The sequence below is a fragment of the Streptomyces sp. ERV7 genome (assembly GCF_001653515.1).
Lineage (GTDB): Bacteria > Actinomycetota > Actinomycetes > Streptomycetales > Streptomycetaceae > Streptomyces.
This window is the reverse complement of sequence record NZ_LYOY01000040.1, coordinates 1-17,809: the sequence shown is the minus strand read 5'-3', so window position 1 is coordinate 17,809 and position 17,809 is coordinate 1. Positions and strand designations below refer to the sequence as shown.

The window sequence follows — 17,809 nt, the reverse complement described above, 5'->3', positions numbered from 1 at the left end:
GGCTGGCGATCCGTTCTCTGGCTCCGCCGGGGAGACTCAGGGGGCGGCCGCTCGATAGCAAGGTGCTGGAGGATCCGTGGACCTGTCCCTGTCGACTCGCAATGTGTCCGGCCCTGGTGGCGACCGTACGGTCGTCGAGGTCGGTGGCGAGATTGATGTGTATACCGCGCCCAAGCTGCGCGAGCAGTTGGTCGAGTTGGTGAACGACGGCAGCTACCACCTGGTTGTCGACATGGAGGGCGTGGACTTCCTCGACTCCACCGGCCTCGGCGTGCTCGTGGGCGGACTCAAGCGTGTCCGTGCCCATGAGGGCTCCCTGCGGCTCGTCTGCAACCAGGAGCGCATTCTGAAGATCTTCCGGATCACCGGGCTCACCAAGGTGTTCCCGATCCATGGCTCGGTCGACGAAGCCGTCAACGCCACTGACTGACGGCTCCGGAGGAAGAACAGGGGCACCGGGCTCCTCAAGGCCCGGGGCCCCTGACAAGCACGCCCGTACGTTCGAGGGGGATCGCATGGCCACCGTTGAACTCCGTTTCAGCGCCCAGCCCGAACACGTCCGGACGGCCCGCCTGGTGGCGGCCGCCGTGGCGCGCCGAGCAGGGGTGGACGAGGCGGTCCTCGACGAGGTCAGGCTCGCCGTCGGCGAGGCGTGCAGCCGTGCCGTGGGGCTGCACCGCGCGTACGGGGTGACGGCGCCGGTGCGCGTCGCGCTGACCGAGGAGGAGAAGGCGTTCTCCATCGAGGTCGGGGACGAGGTGCCCACTCCGGGTTCCGAGGGTGCCGCGCCGGGTGTGCGCGGCGCGGCGGCCCAGGAGGAGCCGGACGACGGCGGGGAGGACGGGATGGGCCTCGCGGTCATCAGCGGCCTCGTCGACGACGTGGAGGTCACTTCGGACGAGTCCGGCGGTGTCATCCGGATGACCTGGCCGATCACCGGGGCGACCGCCGAGCCCTGACCGACCCTTCGACCCCCCGCTGTACAGGCCCTGCTGAGCAGGGCCTTTTTCATTTTTAGCGATAATTCTCTAGATCGTTGATCAGTCGTCAATGCTTTTGCCCCATTACCGCTTTCGGGGGCCTTTTCGTGGCGCGATCATTTGCTGAGTAGCAACTGAAGGTCAATTCCGCTAGCCGCGCCCTGTTTTGATCGTGTTCCGCTCCCTACAATCCGTCCACATCTTGGGCTCTGAACGTCAAGGAGGACGAATGGCGGGGCTCTTCAACCCACAAGAACTCGATCACCCCACTTCACTCGCGGCCGCGGTTCTGACCGACGACAACCGGTTGATCGTGATCGTTATCGCGGCCGTGGCCCTCGCGGCCCTGGTCGTGGCCCAACTGCTGGTCCGCCAGGTGCTGGCGGCCGGTGAGGGCACCGAGTCGATGAAGAAGATCGCGGCAGCCGTGCAGGAAGGCGCGAATGCCTATCTGGCCCGGCAGCTGCGCACCCTCGGCGTCTTCGCCGTCGTGGTGTTCTTCCTGCTCTTCCTGCTGCCGGCCGACAACTGGTCGCAGCGCGCGGGCCGGTCTGCCTTCTTCCTGATCGGCGCGCTGTTCTCGGCGACGACCGGATACGTCGGCATGCGCCTGGCCGTACGCGCGAATGTGCGCGTGGCGGCCGCCGCCCGCGAGGCGACCCCCGCGGAAGGCGAACCCGAAAAAGATCTCACGGCCGTCTCGCACAAAGCCATGAAGATCGCTTTCCGTACGGGCGGCGTGGTCGGCATGTTCACGGTGGGCCTCGGCCTGCTGGGTGCCTCCTGCGTCGTCCTGGTCTACGCCGCGGACGCCCCCAAGGTGCTGGAGGGCTTCGGCCTCGGCGCCGCGCTGATCGCCATGTTCATGCGTGTCGGCGGCGGCATCTTCACCAAGGCGGCGGATGTCGGTGCCGACCTCGTGGGCAAGGTGGAGCAAGGCATTCCGGAGGATGACCCGAGGAACGCCGCCACCATCGCCGACAACGTCGGCGACAACGTGGGCGACTGCGCGGGCATGGCGGCGGACCTCTTCGAGTCCTACGCCGTGACCCTGGTCGCCGCACTGATCCTCGGCAAGGCGGCCTTCGGCGACTCGGGCCTCGCCTTCCCGCTGATCGTCCCGGCGATCGGCGTGGTCACCGCGATGATCGGCATCTTCGCGGTCGCCCCGCGGCGCGCCGACCGCAGCGGGATGTCCGCCATCAACCGCGGCTTCTTCATCTCCGCGGTGATCTCCCTCACCCTGGTGGCCGCGGCGGTCTTCATCTACCTGCCGTCCACGTACGCGGAGTTGGACGGGGTCACCGACTCCGCCATCAAGACGCACGACGGCGACCCGCGGATCCTGGCGCTGATCGCGGTGGCCATCGGCATCGTGCTGGCCGCCGTCATCCAGCAGCTGACCGGGTACTTCACCGAGACCACCCGGCGCCCCGTCCGCGACATCGGCAAGTCGTCGCTCACGGGCCCCGCGACGGTCGTCCTGGCCGGTATCTCCATCGGTCTGGAGTCGGCGGTCTACACGGCCCTGCTGATCGGTCTGAGCGTCTACGGAGCCTTCCTGCTCGGCGGTACGTCGATCATGCTCGCCCTGTTCGCGGTGGCGCTGGCCGGCACCGGTCTGCTCACCACGGTCGGCGTGATCGTCGCCATGGACACCTTCGGCCCGGTCTCCGACAACGCGCAGGGCATCGCCGAGATGTCCGGTGACGTCGAGGGCGCGGGCGCCCGGGTCCTCACCGACCTGGACGCCGTCGGCAACACCACCAAGGCCATCACCAAGGGCATCGCCATCGCCACCGCGGTCCTCGCGGCGGCGGCGCTCTACGGCTCGTACCGCGACGCCATCGCCACCGCGGTGAACGACGTGGGCGCCAAGTCCAGCGAGATGACCCTCAGCATGGACATCTCGCAGCCCAACAACCTGGTGGGCCTGATGCTGGGCGCGGCCGTCGTCTTCCTGTTCTCGGGTCTCGCGATCAACGCGGTGTCCCGGTCGGCGGGCGCGGTGGTCTTCGAGGTGCGGCGGCAGTTCCGCGAGCACCCCGGGATCATGGACTACAGCGAGCAGCCGGAGTACGGCCGAGTCGTCGACATCTGTACGAAGGACGCGCTCCGGGAGCTGGCAACCCCCGGCTTGCTCGCGGTGCTGGCGCCCATCGCGGTCGGCTTCACCTTCGGCGTCGGCGCGCTCGGCTCGTACCTGGCGGGCGCGATCGGCACCGGCACGCTGATGGCCGTCTTCCTCGCCAACTCCGGTGGCGCGTGGGACAACGCCAAGAAGATGGTCGAGGACGGCAACTTCGGCGGCAAGGGCAGTGAGGCCCATGCCGCCACCGTCATCGGCGACACGGTGGGCGACCCGTTCAAGGACACCGCGGGCCCGGCCATCAACCCGCTCCTGAAGGTGATGAACCTGGTGGCGCTGCTCATCGCGCCCGCGGTCGTCAAGTTCAGTTACGGGGCGGACGCCAGCCCCGCCGTGCGCACGGTCGTGGCGGTGCTCTCCACGGCCGTCATCGTCGGCGCGGTGTACGTCTCCAAGCGCCGCGGAGTGGCGGTGGGCGACGAGGGAAACCATGAGATGACCGCCAAGTCGCCTGACCCGGCGGTCGTTTCCTAGCGACAGCGCGACAAGAACGGGCGGGCGGTGCGGATTGACGCACCGTCCGCCCTTCTCTTCGGGGTCCGAGCCCGGGTCGTGAGCCTTGTCTCCCTTGGTGCAAATGGCTGCAAAAGCGAGCAGGTCAGACGTACGACACGCGGTTGTCGCCCACTTGGCGTGTATGTTCCGGGGCCGAGAGCCTTGGAAGGGACCGATCCGGTGAACAAGAAGCTTGCGGCCGCACTGTCCGGCGGCGCGGTACTGGTGCTCGCACTGTCGGGTTGCAGCAGCGACGACTCCGACAAGAAGGTGAACGACTGGGCCAAGACCTTCTGCGACCAGGCCCAGCCGCAGATCAAGAAGATCACCGACGCCAACGCCTCCATCGAGAAGCAGACGGCGGACGAGAGCAAGCCGGTTGACGTCCAGAAGACGGACTCGGCCGCCTTCCAGCAGATCTCCGACGCGTACAAGTCGCTCGCGGACAGCCTCAACAAGGCCGGTGAGCCGCCCGTCAAGGACGGCGACAAGACCCAGCAGGAGGCGGCCAAGGAGCTGACCGCGTCCTCCACCTCGTACGCCGACCTCAAGAAGAAGGTCGACGCGCTCGACACCGGTGACCAGGCGAAGTTCGCCGACGGCCTCAAGGGCGTCGCCGACCAGCTGAACACCATCAGCAAGAGCAGCGACGACGCGCTCAAGAAGCTGGAGTCCGGCGACCTCGGCAAGGCGATGCAGAAGCAGCCCGGCTGCCAGAAGCAGACCGCCTCCGCGCCCTCCTCGGCCTCGCCCGCCGCCGGCGGCGACGCCTCCAGGCAGGCGTCCCCCTCGGGCTCGGCCTCGCAGTCGGCGAAGCCCTCGGGTTCGGCGAAGCCTTCGGAGTCCGCCAAGCCCTCGGAGTCGGCGAAGCCGTCCGACTCGGCCAAGCCCTCGTCCTCGTCGAGCGGCGAGTAGCCCCTGGGCCGCAGGCGCCCTTTCGGACGGCCCGGACCCATGTGGGTGCCGGGCCGTGGGTGTTTGTCAGTGCCAGCCGCCACAATGGCGGGGTGAGTACGACCAGTGGGCGGGGCTGGTGGCCTCGGCGGCTCTGGCCGTCCTCTTCGGCGCCGTCTTCCTGCTCGCCGGGGTGTGGTGCTTCACACGCTTGTGAGCTTCGGCGGCACCCGCCGGTGAGCCCCGGCCACGCCGTGGCGCCGCGCCGGGCCGACCGGGCTCGTGCCCAGGTCTCCGCTGGGACGAAACGCTTTTCAGAACGTTCTGGGACGGTCCAGGCGGCAGACTCGCCGTAAGTCGGGTTACCGTTCGAGTGGCCGCTGCGGGCTTTTGCTGTTTGACACGGGGGCGGGTTGTACCGTCACACTCCGCAGCGACCGTACAGCTCGTACGTGCCACCCGAGTGCCGACCGGAGAGAAGAGCGAAGTTGTCCCCGACCAGCGAGACCGCAAAGGGCGGCCGCCGACTCGTCATCGTCGAGTCTCCTGCCAAGGCGAAGACGATCAAGGGCTACCTGGGCCCCGGTTATGTCGTCGAGGCGAGTGTCGGGCACATCCGCGACCTCCCGAACGGCGCCGCCGAGGTGCCCGACAAGTACACCGGCGAGGTGCGCCGCCTCGGCGTGGACGTCGAACACGACTTCCAGCCCATCTATGTCGTCAACGCCGACAAGAAGGCGCAGGTCAAGAAGCTCAAGGAGCTGCTTGCCGAGTCGGATGAGCTCTTCCTCGCCACCGATGAGGACCGCGAGGGCGAGGCCATCGCGTGGCACCTCCAGGAAGTCCTGAAGCCCAAGGTCCCGGTCCACCGGATGGTCTTCCACGAGATCACCAAGGACGCCATCCGGGACGCCGTCGCCAACCCGCGCGAGCTCAACCAGCGCATGGTCGACGCCCAGGAGACCCGCCGCATCCTCGACCGCCTCTACGGCTACGAGGTCTCGCCGGTGCTGTGGAAGAAGGTCATGCCGAGGCTCTCGGCGGGCCGCGTCCAGTCGGTGGCGACCCGGCTCGTGGTGGAGCGGGAACGCGAGCGCATCGCTTTTCGTTCTGCTGAGTACTGGGACCTGACCGGGACGTTCTCCACCGGCCGGGCGGGCGACGCCTCCGACCCGTCCTCGCTGGTGGCACGGCTCGCGTCGGTCGACGGCCGCCGCGTGGCACAGGGCCGCGACTTCGGTCCCGACGGACAACTGAAGAGCGACGTCCTCCACCTCGACGAGGTGAACGCCCGGGCCCTGGCGGCCGCCCTCGCCGACTCGGCCTTCGCCGTGCGCGCGGTCGAGTCCAAGCCGTACCGCCGCTCGCCGTACGCCCCGTTCCGTACGACGACGCTCCAGCAGGAGGCCTCCCGCAAGCTCGGCTTCGGGGCCAAGGCCACCATGCAGGTCGCCCAGAAGCTGTACGAGAACGGCTTCATCACCTATATGCGTACGGACTCCACCACGCTCTCCGAGACCGCGATCTCGGCGGCCCGTGCGCAGGTCACGCAGCTGTACGGCGCCGACTACCTCCCGGAGAAGCCGCGTACGTACGCCGGGAAGGTCAAGAACGCGCAGGAGGCGCACGAGGCGATCCGCCCGTCGGGTGATCGTTTCCGCACTCCGGCGGAGACCGGTCTGACCGGTGACCAGTTCCGGCTCTATGAGCTGATCTGGAAGCGGACGGTCGCGTCCCAGATGAAGGACGCGGTCGGCAACTCCGTCACCGTGAGGATCGCGGGCCGGGCGAGCGACGGGCGGGACGCGGAGTTCACCGCGTCCGGCAAGACGATCACCTTCCACGGCTTCATGAAGGCCTACGTCGAAGGCGCCGACGACCCGAACGCGGAGCTGGACGACCGCGAGCGGCGGCTGCCCCAGGTCGCCGAGGGCGACGCGCTGTCGGCCCAGGAGATCACCGCGGACGGCCACGCGACCAAGCCGCCGGCCCGGTACACCGAGGCCTCGCTGGTCAAGGAGCTGGAAGAGCGCGAGATCGGCCGTCCTTCGACGTACGCGTCGATCATCGGCACGATCCTCGACCGCGGCTATGTCTTCAAGAAGGGCACCGCGCTCGTCCCGTCCTTCCTGAGCTTCGCCGTCGTCAACCTGCTGGAGAAGCACTTCGGCCGGCTCGTCGACTACGACTTCACCGCGCGCATGGAGGACGACCTCGACCGCATCGCGCGCGGCGAGGCCCAGTCGGTGCCGTGGCTCAAGCGCTTCTACTTCGGCGAGGGCGAGGCCGGCGCCGGCGCGGCCTCCGACGCCGGGAACGGCGACGGGGACCACCTCGGCGGTCTCAAGGAACTGGTGACGGACCTCGGCGCGATCGACGCGCGCGAGATCTCCTCCTTCCCCGTGGGAAGCGGCATCGTGCTGCGGGTCGGCCGCTACGGGCCGTACATCGAGCGCGGTGAGAAGGACTCCGAGGGCCACCAGCGCGCCGACGTGCAGGAGGACCTGGCGCCCGACGAGCTGACCGTCGAGCTGGCGGAGGAGCTGCTGGCCAAGCCGAGCGGCGACTTCGAGCTGGGCGCGGACCCGGTGAGCGGCAACCAGATCGTGGCGAAGGACGGCCGGTACGGGCCGTATGTCACCGAGATCCTGCCGGAGGGCACCCCGAAGACGGGCAAGAACGCGGTGAAGCCGCGGACGGCCTCGCTCTTCAAGTCGATGGCCCTGGACACGGTCACGCTCGACGAGGCGCTGAAGCTGATGTCGCTGCCGCGCGTGGTGGGCGCCGATGCCGAGGGCGTCGAGATCACCGCGCAGAACGGGCGGTACGGGCCGTATCTGAAGAAGGGCACGGACTCGCGTTCGCTGGAGACGGAGGACCAGCTCTTCTCCATCACCCTGGAGGAGGCGCTGGCGATCTACGCGCAGCCGAAGGCGCGCGGCCGCGCGGCCGCCAAGCCGCCGCTCAAGGAGCTCGGCACCGACCCGGTCAGCGAGAAGCCGGTCGTCGTGAAGGACGGGCGCTTCGGCCCGTACGTCACGGACGGCGAGACCAACGCGACCCTGCGGACCGGCGACAGCGTGGAGGACATCACTCCGGAGCGCGGCTACGAGCTGCTCGCCGAGAAGCGCGCCAAGGGGCCCGCCAAGAAGACGGCGAAGAAGGCTCCGGCCAAGAAGGCACCCGCGAAGAAGACCGCGGCGAAGAAGACGGCCGCCAAGAAGACCGCGGCCACGGCCAAGAAGGCTCCGGCCAAGAAGACCGCCGCGAAGAAGACGGCAGCGGCCGAGTAGACGCCGGACAGACGCCGAAGGGGCACGGCCGGGGCGATCGCCCCGGCCGTGCCGCGTCTGTGGCGAGCGGATCCCGCCCGTATGTTCGGGCGGGCCCTCGGGGATCGCGGCGCTCCGGATAGGCTGGGCGGATGACGCGAGCCGAGCATCCCCAGAGCTCCGAAGGCGCAGGGGGGACCCCCACGGTCGTGAGCCCCACCTCCGACGCCCTAGCCGCCGACTCACGCGAGCGTGCCGTACGGGCCCTGTTGCGCATCCCGCCGCTCAGGCGGCTGTGGAGCGCGCAGTTCGTCGGCGGGATCGGCGACGCCCTCGCCGTACTCGTCCTCCTGCTGCTGGCCCTGCAGACGGCGGTCTCGGAGGACGCCCTCGGCGGTGGCTACCGGGGCGCGGCCTTCGCCGTGGCCGCGGTGCTCGGCGCCCGGGCCCTCGCTACCTTCCTCTTCGGGGCGGTGCTGCTCGGACCCGTGTCCGCGCTGACCGCGCCCAGCGGCCCCCTCGACCGGCGCTGGACCATGGTCGGGGCGGACGGCGTACGCGCCGCGCTGCTGATCGTCGCGCCGCTGTGGATCGACTGGACCCCCGACAACGCGCTGGTCTTCCTGCTGGCCACCGCCTTCGTGGCCGGGGCCGCCGAGCGGTTCTGGACGGTGTGCAAGGAGAGCGCGGCGCCCGCGCTGCTGCCCGCGCCCCCGCTGGAGGGCGCCGCCGTGCGCCCGCTGCCGGACCATCTGGACGCGCTGCGGCGCCTGGCGCTGCGTACGACGTTCGCGTCCGTGCCGACGGCCGCCGCCGCCCTGCTCGTGGCCGCGCTGGTCAGCAAGGGCCTCGGCAAGGGCATCGACTGGTTCTCACTCCACCAGGCGGCCCTCGGCTCGTATGTGGCGGCCGGTCTCTTCGCCGCGTCCGTCTCCGTCCTGGCGATGCTCGAACTTCCGGACTCCCAGACTCCGCGCGCCCGCTCACCGCTGGAGGGGCTGCGCAGGCCCTCGACCGGCGCCGGTCCCGACAAGGGGCGTACGGGCGCGGTCCCGCTGCTCGTCCTGGCCTGCGGGGCGGTCGCCGGCGCGATCGCCGCGGCCGCGGCCGTCGCCGTACTGCACGCCGCGGACCTGGGCGGTGGCCCGGCCTCGTTCGCGCTGCTGATCCTCGCGCTGGTCGGCGGCACGGGCGTCGGCGTCCGCACGGCGCCCAAGGTCCTCCCGGTGCTCTCCCGGCGGCGGCTGCTCGCGCTCGCCATCGCCGTCACCGGTGTCGCGCTGCTGGCGATGGGCCTGGTGCCGGACACGGCGACCGTGCTGTTCATCGCGCTGGCCGCCGGTGTCGCGGCCGGTGTCGCCGCGAACAGCGGCCACACGCTGATCGACCAGGAGACCGAGGAGTACCGCCGGGCCCGCACCACCGACCACCTTCAGGCGGTCGTACGGGTGGCGATCGGCCTCGGCGCGATCCTCGCCCCGCTGGTCGCCGCCGCCATCGGCCCGCACCGCCTCGCCGGCGACGGGTTCGTCTTCGCGCACGGCGGCGCCGGCTTCACCCTGATGCTGGCCGGCGCGCTGCTGCTGCCGGTCGCCGCGGTCGTCCTGGCCAAGACCGACGACCGGCAGGGCGTGCCGCTGCGGCGCGATCTGCGGGACGCGGTGCGCGGCGCCGACCCGGCGCAGGCCCCCGCCGCCACCGGCTTCTTCATCGCCCTGGAGGGCGGCGACGGCGCGGGCAAGTCCACCCAGGCGCAGGCGCTGGCCGAGTGGATAAGGGCCAAGGGCCACGAGGTCGTGGTGACCCGTGAGCCGGGCGCCACGCCGGTCGGCAAGCGGCTGCGCTCGATCCTGCTCGACGTCTCCAGCGCCGGGCTCTCCAACCGCGCGGAGGCCCTGCTGTACGCGGCGGACCGCGCCGAGCACATCGACTCGCTGGTCCGCCCCGCCCTGGAGCGCGGCGCGATCGTCATCTCGGACCGCTACATCGACTCCTCGGTGGCCTACCAGGGCGCCGGGCGCGATCTGTCGCCGACCGAGATCGCCCGGATCAACCGCTGGGCGACCGGCGGTCTCGTACCGCACCTGACCGTGCTCCTCGATGTCGCGCCGGAGACCGCCCGCGAGCGGTTCACGGAGGCGCCCGACCGCCTGGAGTCGGAGCCGCCCGAGTTCCACGCGCGCGTACGTGCCGGGTTCCTCACCCTCGCGGCCGCCGACCCGTCCCGCTACCTGGTGGTGGACGCGGGCCAGGAGCCCGAGGCGGTCACCACGGTCGTACGCCACCGGCTCGACCAGGTGCTGCCGCTCTCCGAGGCCGAGGTGAAGGCCCAGGAGGAGGCGCGCAGGGCGGCCGAGGAGGAGGCCCGGCGCAAGGCCGAGGAAGAGGCCGCGCGCAAGGCCGAGGAGGAGCGCCTGGAGCGCGAGCGCCAGGCGCAGCTCGCCAAGCTGCGCGCCGAGGAGGAGGAGCGCAAGCGGCGCGAGCTGGAGGAGGCGCGCCGCCGCGAGGAGGAGCGCCAGGCCGAGGAGGCGCGGGTGCGGGCCGAGGGGCCCGCCGGCTCGCCGAGGAGGAGCGCGTCCGGCGCGAGGCGGAGGCCAAGGCGGCGGCCGCCGAGCAGGAGCGTCTGCGCAAGCAGGCCGAGGAGCAGGCCAAGCTGCGGGCCGAGGCCGAGGAGCGCCGCCTGGAGAAGCAGCGCAAGGCCGAGGAGGCGCTGCGGCGGGCGGAGGAGGCCCGGAGGCTCGCGGAGGCGGCGACCGCCGCGGCTGCGGCTGCGGCGACGGCTTCGGCCGCCACCGCGTCTCCCTCCGCCCCGGCCGCCCCCAAGGACGCGGACGGCACGTCCGCCACGCGCGCGATGCGGAAGCCCGCGGCGGAGTCGGCCTCCGAGGTGACGGTCGCGACGCCCGTCGTGAAGCCCGCGGAAAGCGCCGACGAGGTCACCCAGGAGGTCCCGGTGCCGCCCGCGCCGGAAGCCGCCGAGACCACGGTCCTGCCGCAGGTCCCGGCCGAGGCCGCCGAGACGACGGTCATGCCGCCCGTGCGGGACGCCGCCGAGACGACCGTGCTGCCGCCCGTACGGGAGGTGGCGCGGGACGCCGAGGAGACGACGGTGCTGCCGCCCGTGCGTGAAGGGGCCGGTCGGAGCGCCGCGCATCTGCCGGTGCGGGACGCGGACCGGTTCCCGCCGGGGATCTTCCGGGACGAGCAGGAGCAGCCCGAGCGGGTGAACGAGCGGACGCGTGAGCTGCCGCAGGTCGACCCCGAGCAGCTGCGCGCGGAGCCCGGGGCCGGGCCGGAGCCGAAGGCGGAGCGGGGCCGTCGGCCCCGGCGGCGTTCGGACTGGGCCGAGGAGACCCCGCTGGACGATCTGCCCACGCTCGCCGACGAACTGCTCGGGCCGCACCCCGACGACGATGACGACCGCCGGGGCCGCCGCCGCTGACCTGCGGCAAGGCCGCCCCGGACGGGATTGTCCGACCCCTCCCTCACAATGGGGTCGTAGCGGGGACGTACGGGGCGGAACAGAGCGCGGAGGCGGTGACCCATGACGGTGTGGGACGACCTGGTCGGCCAGGACCGGGTGCAGGAGCAGCTGGCCGCTGCCGCGCGTGACGCCGACGCGCTGGTGACCGCCGTCTCGGCCGGCGAGCCCGTCCCGGACGCGTCGAAGATGACGCACGCGTGGCTGTTCACCGGGCCGCCGGGCTCGGGCCGGTCCACGGCGGCGCGCGCGTTCGCCGCGGCGCTCCAGTGCGTCAGCCCGGACCGGGCGCTGGGCGGGCAGCCCGGCTGCGGGTTCTGCGACGGCTGCCACACCGCGCTCGTGGGCACACACGCGGACGTGGAGATCGTCCGCACCGACCTGCTCTCCATCGGCGTCAAGGAGACCCGCGACCTGGTCCGGCGCGCCCAGCTCTCACCCGCCGTCGGCCGCTGGCAGGTGATCGTCCTGGAGGACGCCGACCGGCTGACCGAGGGCGCGGGCAATGTGCTCCTGAAGGCCGTGGAGGAGCCCGCCCCGCGCACGGTGTGGCTGCTGTGCGCGCCGTCGCTGGAGGACGTGCTGCCGACGATCCGCTCGCGCTGCCGCCATCTGACGCTGCGGACACCGCCGGTGGAGGCCGTCGCCGATGTCCTGATCCGCCGTGACGGCATCCCGCCGGAGACCGCCCTGGCCGCCGCCCGCGCCACCCAGGGCCACATCGGCCGGGCCCGCCGCCTCGCCACCGACGACCGCACGCGTGCCCGCCGCGCCGCCGTCCTGAAGGTGCCGCTGAGGGTCGAGGACGTGGGCGGCTGCCTCAAGGCCGCCCAGGAGCTGGTCGACACGGCCGCCGAGGACGCCAAACAGCTCGCCGAAGAGGTCGACGTCAAGGAGACCGAGGACCTGAAGGCGGCCCTCGGCGCCCAGGCCGGAGGCCGTATGCCGCGTGGCACCGCCGGGGCGATGAAGGAGCTGGAGGACCGCCAGAAGCGCCGCAAGACGCGTACGCAGCGGGACAGCCTCGACCTCGCCCTCACCGACCTCACCGGCTTCTACCGGGACGTCCTGGCGCTCCAGCTCGGCTCCCGCATCGCCCTGGCCAACGAGGAGGTACGGGACGGGGTGGACCGCATCGCGCGCGGCTCCACACCCGAGGGGACCCTGCGCCGTATAGAGGCGGTTCTCGCCTGCCGCGAGGCACTGGACCGCAATGTGGCGCCGCTGCTCGCGGTGGAGGCGATGACGCTGGCGCTGCGGGCGGGCTGAGGCGTCCGACGGGCGGCCCCCAGGACGGACCCCCGTCACCCCGGGGACTCCCGTCACCCCGGTTGACCGGCTCACTCGTACGAGCCGTCGTCCGGCTGCCAACGGGGCACATGCCGTCACTCCCCGGTTACGCTCCGGGGATGGACTCCAGGCGCCTGCTCCGTTCCTCCGCCCTCGTCATCGCGACCGCCGGGCTGCTCGCCTCCGGATGCTCGTCGGGCAGCTCGTCCACCACCGCGACGGCGTCCACCGCCTCGGCCGCGGGCGCCCAGACATCGGCCGCCCTGCGTCCGTACTACCAGCAGAAGCTCAGCTGGCGGGCGTGCGGCGTACCGGGCTTCGAGTGCTCCACGATGAAGGCGCCGCTCGACTACGCCAAGCCGACGGGCACCTCCATCAACCTCGCGGTCGCCCGCAAGAAGGCCACCGGGCCGGGCAAGCGGATCGGGTCGCTCCTGGTCAATCCGGGCGGCCCGGGCGGCACGGCCGTCGGCTACCTCCAGCAGTACGCGGGCCTCGGCTACCCCGCCCCGGTGCGGGCCCGGTACGACATGGTGGCCGTCGACCCGCGCGGGGTGGCGCGCAGCGAGCCCGTCGAATGCCTGACGAGCCAGGAGATGGACGCGTACACCCAGGTCGACCAGACCCCGGACGACGCCGGGGAGAAGGCGGTGCTCGAGTCCTCGTTCAAGAACTTCGCGCGGGGCTGCGAGAGGCACTCGGGCAAGGTGCTGCCGCATGTGTCCACGGTCGAGGCGGCCCGTGACATGGACATCCTGCGGCAGCTGCTCGGCGACGAGAAGCTGTACTACGTGGGCGCCTCCTACGGCACGTTCCTGGGCGCGACCTACGCCGAGCTGTTCCCGGAGCGCACCGGGCGCCTGGTCCTCGACGGCGCGATGGACCCGTCGCTGCCGGCCCTGGAGATGAACCGCGACCAGACGGCGGGCTTCGAGACGGCGTTCCAGTCGTTCGCGGCGGACTGCATCCGGCGCAAGGACTGCCCGCTGGGCACGACATCGGTGGCGGACGCGTCGACGCGCCTGAAGGCGTTCTTCGCGGACCTCGACGCGAAGCCGGTCGCGACCGGCGAGTCCCGCAAGCTCGGCGAGGCGCTCGCCACGACCGGCGTGATCGCCGCGATGTACGACGAGACGACCTGGCCCGAGCTGCGCACCGGCCTCACGCGCGCGATGCAGGGCGACGGCGGTGGCCTGCTGACCCTCGCGGACTCGTACTACGAGCGCGACGCGGAGGGGAAGTACGCCAACCTCATGTACGCCAACGCGGCCGTGAACTGCCTCGACCTGCCCGCCGCCTTCTCCGGCCCCGACGCGGTCGCCGCCGCGCTCCCGTCCTTCGAGAAGGCCTCGCCGGTCTTCGGCGAGGGCTTCGCCTGGGCGATCCTGAACTGTGCGTACTGGCCGGTCAAGGCCACCGGGGCCGCGCACCGCATCGAGGCGAAGGGCGCCGTCCCGATCGTCGTGGTCGGCACCACCCGTGACCCGGCCACCCCCTACAAGTGGGCCAAGTCCCTCGCCTCCCAGCTGGCCTCCGGCAGGCTCCTCACGTACGACGGCGACGGCCACACGGCGTACGGCCGGGGCAGCGACTGCATCGACACCGCGATCAACACGTACCTCCTGGAGGGGACGGCCCCGCCGGCCGACAAGAAGTGCACCTGAGCTGCGCGAGTCCCTCGAACAGGGGTGGTCAGGAGCACCCCGGGAAACTGTGTAGACTTGGCCGCGTTGCTGATCGCACCATGGTGCGGACGGCGTGCCGCCTTAGCTCAGTTGGCCAGAGCAACGCACTCGTAATGCGTAGGTCTCGGGTTCGAATCCCGAAGGCGGCTCTGTAGAAGCCTCAGGACTCACTCGCCGTGACCTGGGGCTTTTGCTTTTATTGGATGCGGCGGCGGCGCCGCGCACGGGCGGCGCGGCGGTCCCCAGTCTCAGTTCTAGTCTCACTCGGGGGCTCGGGCGCCGCTTCCGGCGCGGGCAGAAACGCGTCTCCCATGCGACGCATGGCGTCCTTCGAGAGGTGTGAGCGGCCCTTGACGTAGCGGCGCGTCTGGCTGATCTGGGTGTGCCGAAGGATTTCCATGATCGTGGGCATGTCCACGCCCAGCTCATTGAGGATCGTGCCTGCCGTGTGGCGACTTCCGTCGTAGAGGCGGCGGTCGCTGATTCCCGCTTCTGCCAGCAGCTCCTTGAACTCCTCCCAGTCGTCGCGGGGGTCGATGGGACGCCCGTCGGGTCGAGAGAAAACGGCTTGGTGCTCCTGCCAAAGTTCTCCGGCCGCCTTGCGGAGTTCGTCCTGCTGAGCCTTGTGCGCGAGCAGGTACGGAATGAAAGCGGGCGGGATCGGCACGGGATTCGTGCTCTTCTTCGTCTTGGGACGAGTGAAGGCCAGACCGCCGCCCTTGCGCTCCGGGCAGGTGCTTGCATGCTTGACGCAGGTCGAAGTGCACGGCTTCGGACAGCCCCGCTTGTAACCCTTGTGCGTGGCGCAGTTGGGCGGGCAGGGCTCGAAGCGATGCAGGCGTGCCCCGCACGCGTGCGCGTCGCCGCAGCCGTGCCGCCACGTGAGCCGCTGCAACTGCCAGCGGGGATGGAACAGTTCGGCGGCCAAGTCGACGTACGGCCACCGCAGCCCCAAGGTCTCGCCCTGGCGGAATCCCATGCCGACGCCGACGACCCACCGCATGAACGTGGGCCGCTTGGCCGCCGCTTCCAGGAATGCCTTCGCCTCTTCCTGGGTGAACGGGTTCGTCTCGGTCTCATCGATGCTGGGTGGGTCGACCAGCATCGCGACGTTCTCACCGACCATCCGGCGGCGGTGGGCAATCTTTAGGGCCCGGGACAGGATGCGGTGCACCTTGACCACGTGGGATGGTGCGTGGCCAGCGTCGAGCATGGCTCGGTACATCTGCTCAAGGTGCTCCGGGGCGAGCTTGTCGATGCGGTGCTTCCCGACGCCGGGAACGATGTCGTTGCGGGTCTTGGACCAGTAGTCGTCCAGGGACCGGGGCTTGAGCTTCAGACTGGCGATGCCCGTGAGGTAGGTCTCCATCCACTGTCCGACCGTGGGCTTACGGCCCGCCTTTGTCGCGCGCCCCTCATCGCGGAGCTTCTCCAACTCGCGCACCTTACGGCGCACTGCGGGTTCTGTGCGGGCCATGCGGTGGCGGCGGTCGGGGCTTCCATCGGCCAGTACGCCCATGGTCACGCGTCCGTGCCACCAGCCGTCATCACCGAGGTAGATAGTGGATTCCAAGTTCGACTTGCGGGGGCTCATGAGGGTCTCCAAAACGAGGCGGCCCCGGACGTGTGTCCGGGGCCGCCTTGAGGGGCGGGGTCAGAGGCTCTCGACGTAGGCCTTCAGGACGTCCACCTTGATGCGGCGGCAACGCCCCTGCTTCACAAAGGCCAAGACGCCGGCGGCCATGAGTTCGTAGACGGTGGACCGTCCGAGCCGCAGGGCTTCGGCCGCTTCCTCGGGGGTGTAGAGAAGGGGCTCAACGGGGCGCACGGCGGTGCTCATGCTGCTTGCCTCCTCGGTGCGAGCTGATGGCAGGGTCGCAATCCGCTGACAGAACCGACAGAACCTAGCCTGTAAGCCGCTGACCTGGCGGTTTGGCGGTTTCTGGATCTTTGACAGAACCGAATTAAAACCTGACAGAACCTCTCTGGGGGAGGTTCTGTCACAGACGCCCGGCGGGAGGGCCGAGGGTTCTGTCGAGTTTTAGCTCAGTTCTGTCAGAGCCGCGATCAGGCCTGTCCGTGCAGGTCAGCGGCTTGCGCTGGGGGTTGTGTCAGTTCTGTCAGCGGTCTGGGGGTTGTGTCAGGCGCCGCGTGCGATACGCGGGTGAGTTTCGTAGCGGGGCGACGGGGGTCGCCCACCGCGTCCCGTGCGCGGGGGCGGGGGCTGTTGGCGGACCCAGCCGTGTTCTTCGAGCAGGGCCAGAGCAGGGTCCAGGTCGCCGATGGCAGGGAAGTCGGCCCGGCGCAGCGTGCGGAACAGCTCGCGCTTGGTGAACTGCGCGGGGCTGGTGGAGACGAGCTGGGCCAGGACGGTCACGGCTGCTTCGTGGGCGGGGCCTGCGCTTATGGCGCTGAACACGTCCAGGGCGTGCGCGGTGAAGTAGTCGCCCAGCTCGGTGGCGGCGGCCATCGTCGGGGCTTCGATGGGCTTGTGCCATCCGTCTTCGGGGTGGGTGGCGAGGTGGAGGAGTCCGGCGATGCGGGCCACGGCCCCGTCCCGCTTGGACGCCCATTTCACGATCGGTGCGAAGCTCCCGTCCGGCCCCAGGCGCGATTCGGTGACCTTCTGGAAGGCCAGCAGGACCGCGTCGGCTTCCGGGGTGAGCTGGATGAGGGCGGGGTCGGTCCAGTCCGCCAGAGCGAGCGTGAGGCCTGCCAGGTGTTTGGCGTAGGTGGCGGCCACCTGCTCGTCCAGCAGGGCGGGGGTGAGGCTGCGGGAGCCGACCAGGGACAGGGGCTTGGAGTACAGGAAGCGGGCCAGGAGGCCGCGTCCGTCGGCTCCGTCGATGCGGCTGAGCGCGTCCAGGACTTCCGGCTGCACGGCCAGACCGATCGTGACAGCCGGTGAGGCGACGTGCTGGGCGCTGCGGCCCTGCCGGTTCACGCGGAGCATGTCGCCTGCGTGGCCTTTGAGGAACATGCCCATGTTGGGCTTGCCGGTGTAGCGCCCGGCGATGATGTCGAACAGCTCGCCCTCGGCGCTCAGGCACGAGATGCGCCCGCCCTGCTCGTCCAGGAGCGTCCCGACGTTCTCCGGGGTCACATCGTCCGCGACAAGCTGCGGTTCGGCGGGAACCCGCATCTTCGCCGCGTCCTGGGCGAGCTGGACGGCTTCGGCGGTCAGCGTCTCGCGTAGTCCGGCATCTGCCCCGGCGGCCTTCTCTGCGGCCTTGGTGGCGGCGGACTTGGCCAGTGCCATCAGGGTTTCTGCCTCTGCTCGCACCGGCCCGGACAGTTCGATCAGGGCTTTCTCGGCATCGAGTAGGGGCTGAACCATCAGGTCGAAGACGGCCGACTTGCGGTTGCCGGGGGGCAGGGCGATGGCGGTGTAGATGTTCACGGGCTCGCGCCAGTGGCCGCGTACGCACACCTTGACGCGTCCCCCGGCGGCGGTGGCCAGGACGGCCAGGGCCAGGCATCCGGCGAGGTCGGCGGGGGTTTGGGTCTCCTCGGCGACACCGCGCACCATGCTGGACAGCCAGGCGGGCAGGGCGTCCACGGGG

General features: G+C 70.8%; 10 protein-coding genes, 1 tRNA gene and 1 pseudogene. 9 read left to right on the top strand and 3 right to left on the bottom strand.

Features of this window, described 5'->3' with window-relative positions:
- Positions 1-76 precede the first annotated feature (76 nt).
- From A8W25_RS14610 to A8W25_RS14570, 9 genes and pseudogenes are all read left to right on the top strand, one after another.
- A complete protein-coding gene (locus A8W25_RS14610) occupies positions 77-430 on the top strand; it encodes an STAS domain-containing protein (RefSeq protein ID WP_053728100.1) in 354 nt (117 codons plus the stop codon).
- Between the two features lie 85 nt (positions 431-515).
- A complete protein-coding gene (locus A8W25_RS14605) occupies positions 516-959 on the top strand; it encodes an ATP-binding protein (RefSeq protein ID WP_067161465.1) in 444 nt (147 codons plus the stop codon).
- A gap of 250 nt (positions 960-1,209) precedes the next feature.
- Positions 1,210-3,603: a sodium-translocating pyrophosphatase gene (locus A8W25_RS14600; RefSeq protein WP_067161462.1), complete on the top strand. Its 2,394-nt coding sequence runs from the start codon at positions 1,210-1,212 to the stop codon at positions 3,601-3,603.
- A gap of 201 nt (positions 3,604-3,804) precedes the next feature.
- Positions 3,805-4,539, top strand: coding sequence for a small secreted protein (locus A8W25_RS14595; protein WP_067161459.1), 735 nt, complete (start codon positions 3,805-3,807; stop codon positions 4,537-4,539).
- 467 nt (positions 4,540-5,006) lie between these two features.
- Complete coding sequence (gene topA / locus A8W25_RS14590) at positions 5,007-7,811, top strand: type I DNA topoisomerase (protein WP_067161456.1); 2,805 nt, start codon at positions 5,007-5,009, stop codon at positions 7,809-7,811.
- A gap of 131 nt (positions 7,812-7,942) precedes the next feature.
- Positions 7,943-11,232, top strand: a pseudogene (tmk, locus tag A8W25_RS14585) (dTMP kinase).
- Positions 11,233-11,334: 102 nt separating this feature from the next.
- Positions 11,335-12,540 (top strand): DNA polymerase III subunit delta', encoded by a 1,206-nt coding sequence (locus tag A8W25_RS14580; RefSeq protein ID WP_067161453.1) that lies wholly within the window; start codon positions 11,335-11,337, stop codon positions 12,538-12,540.
- 140 nt (positions 12,541-12,680) lie between these two features.
- Positions 12,681-14,225, top strand: a complete 1,545-nt coding sequence (locus A8W25_RS14575; RefSeq protein ID WP_067161450.1) for an alpha/beta hydrolase — start codon at positions 12,681-12,683, stop codon at positions 14,223-14,225.
- A gap of 96 nt (positions 14,226-14,321) precedes the next feature.
- A tRNA-Thr gene (locus tag A8W25_RS14570) sits at positions 14,322-14,395 on the top strand.
- Between the two features lie 47 nt (positions 14,396-14,442).
- Here A8W25_RS14570 and A8W25_RS14565 read toward each other — a convergent pair.
- From A8W25_RS14565 to A8W25_RS14555, 3 genes are all read right to left on the bottom strand, one after another.
- Complete coding sequence (locus A8W25_RS14565; protein WP_067161447.1) at positions 14,443-15,840, bottom strand: tyrosine-type recombinase/integrase; 1,398 nt, start codon at positions 15,838-15,840, stop codon at positions 14,443-14,445.
- A gap of 60 nt (positions 15,841-15,900) precedes the next feature.
- Positions 15,901-16,086, bottom strand: a complete 186-nt coding sequence (locus A8W25_RS14560; RefSeq protein WP_067161444.1) for a helix-turn-helix domain-containing protein — start codon at positions 16,084-16,086, stop codon at positions 15,901-15,903.
- Between the two features lie 300 nt (positions 16,087-16,386).
- Positions 16,387-17,809 (bottom strand): YfjI family protein (locus tag A8W25_RS14555; protein ID WP_067161441.1); only part of this gene is annotated, 1,423 nt, incomplete at its 5' end.

What these genes read in the sequence shown, in the direction of transcription:
- A8W25_RS14565 (WP_067161447.1), bottom strand. Translation starts at nt 15,840, where the DNA reads ATGAGCCCCCGCAAGTCGAACTTGGAATCCACTATCTACCTCGGTGAT.
- A8W25_RS14605 (WP_067161465.1), top strand. Translation starts at nt 516, where the DNA reads ATGGCCACCGTTGAACTCCGTTTCAGCGCCCAGCCCGAACACGTCCGG.
- A8W25_RS14560 (WP_067161444.1), bottom strand. Translation starts at nt 16,086, where the DNA reads ATGAGCACCGCCGTGCGCCCCGTTGAGCCCCTTCTCTACACCCCCGAG.
- A8W25_RS14580 (WP_067161453.1), top strand. Translation starts at nt 11,335, where the DNA reads ATGACGGTGTGGGACGACCTGGTCGGCCAGGACCGGGTGCAGGAGCAG.
- A8W25_RS14575 (WP_067161450.1), top strand. Translation starts at nt 12,681, where the DNA reads ATGGACTCCAGGCGCCTGCTCCGTTCCTCCGCCCTCGTCATCGCGACC.
- A8W25_RS14600 (WP_067161462.1), top strand. Translation starts at nt 1,210, where the DNA reads ATGGCGGGGCTCTTCAACCCACAAGAACTCGATCACCCCACTTCACTC.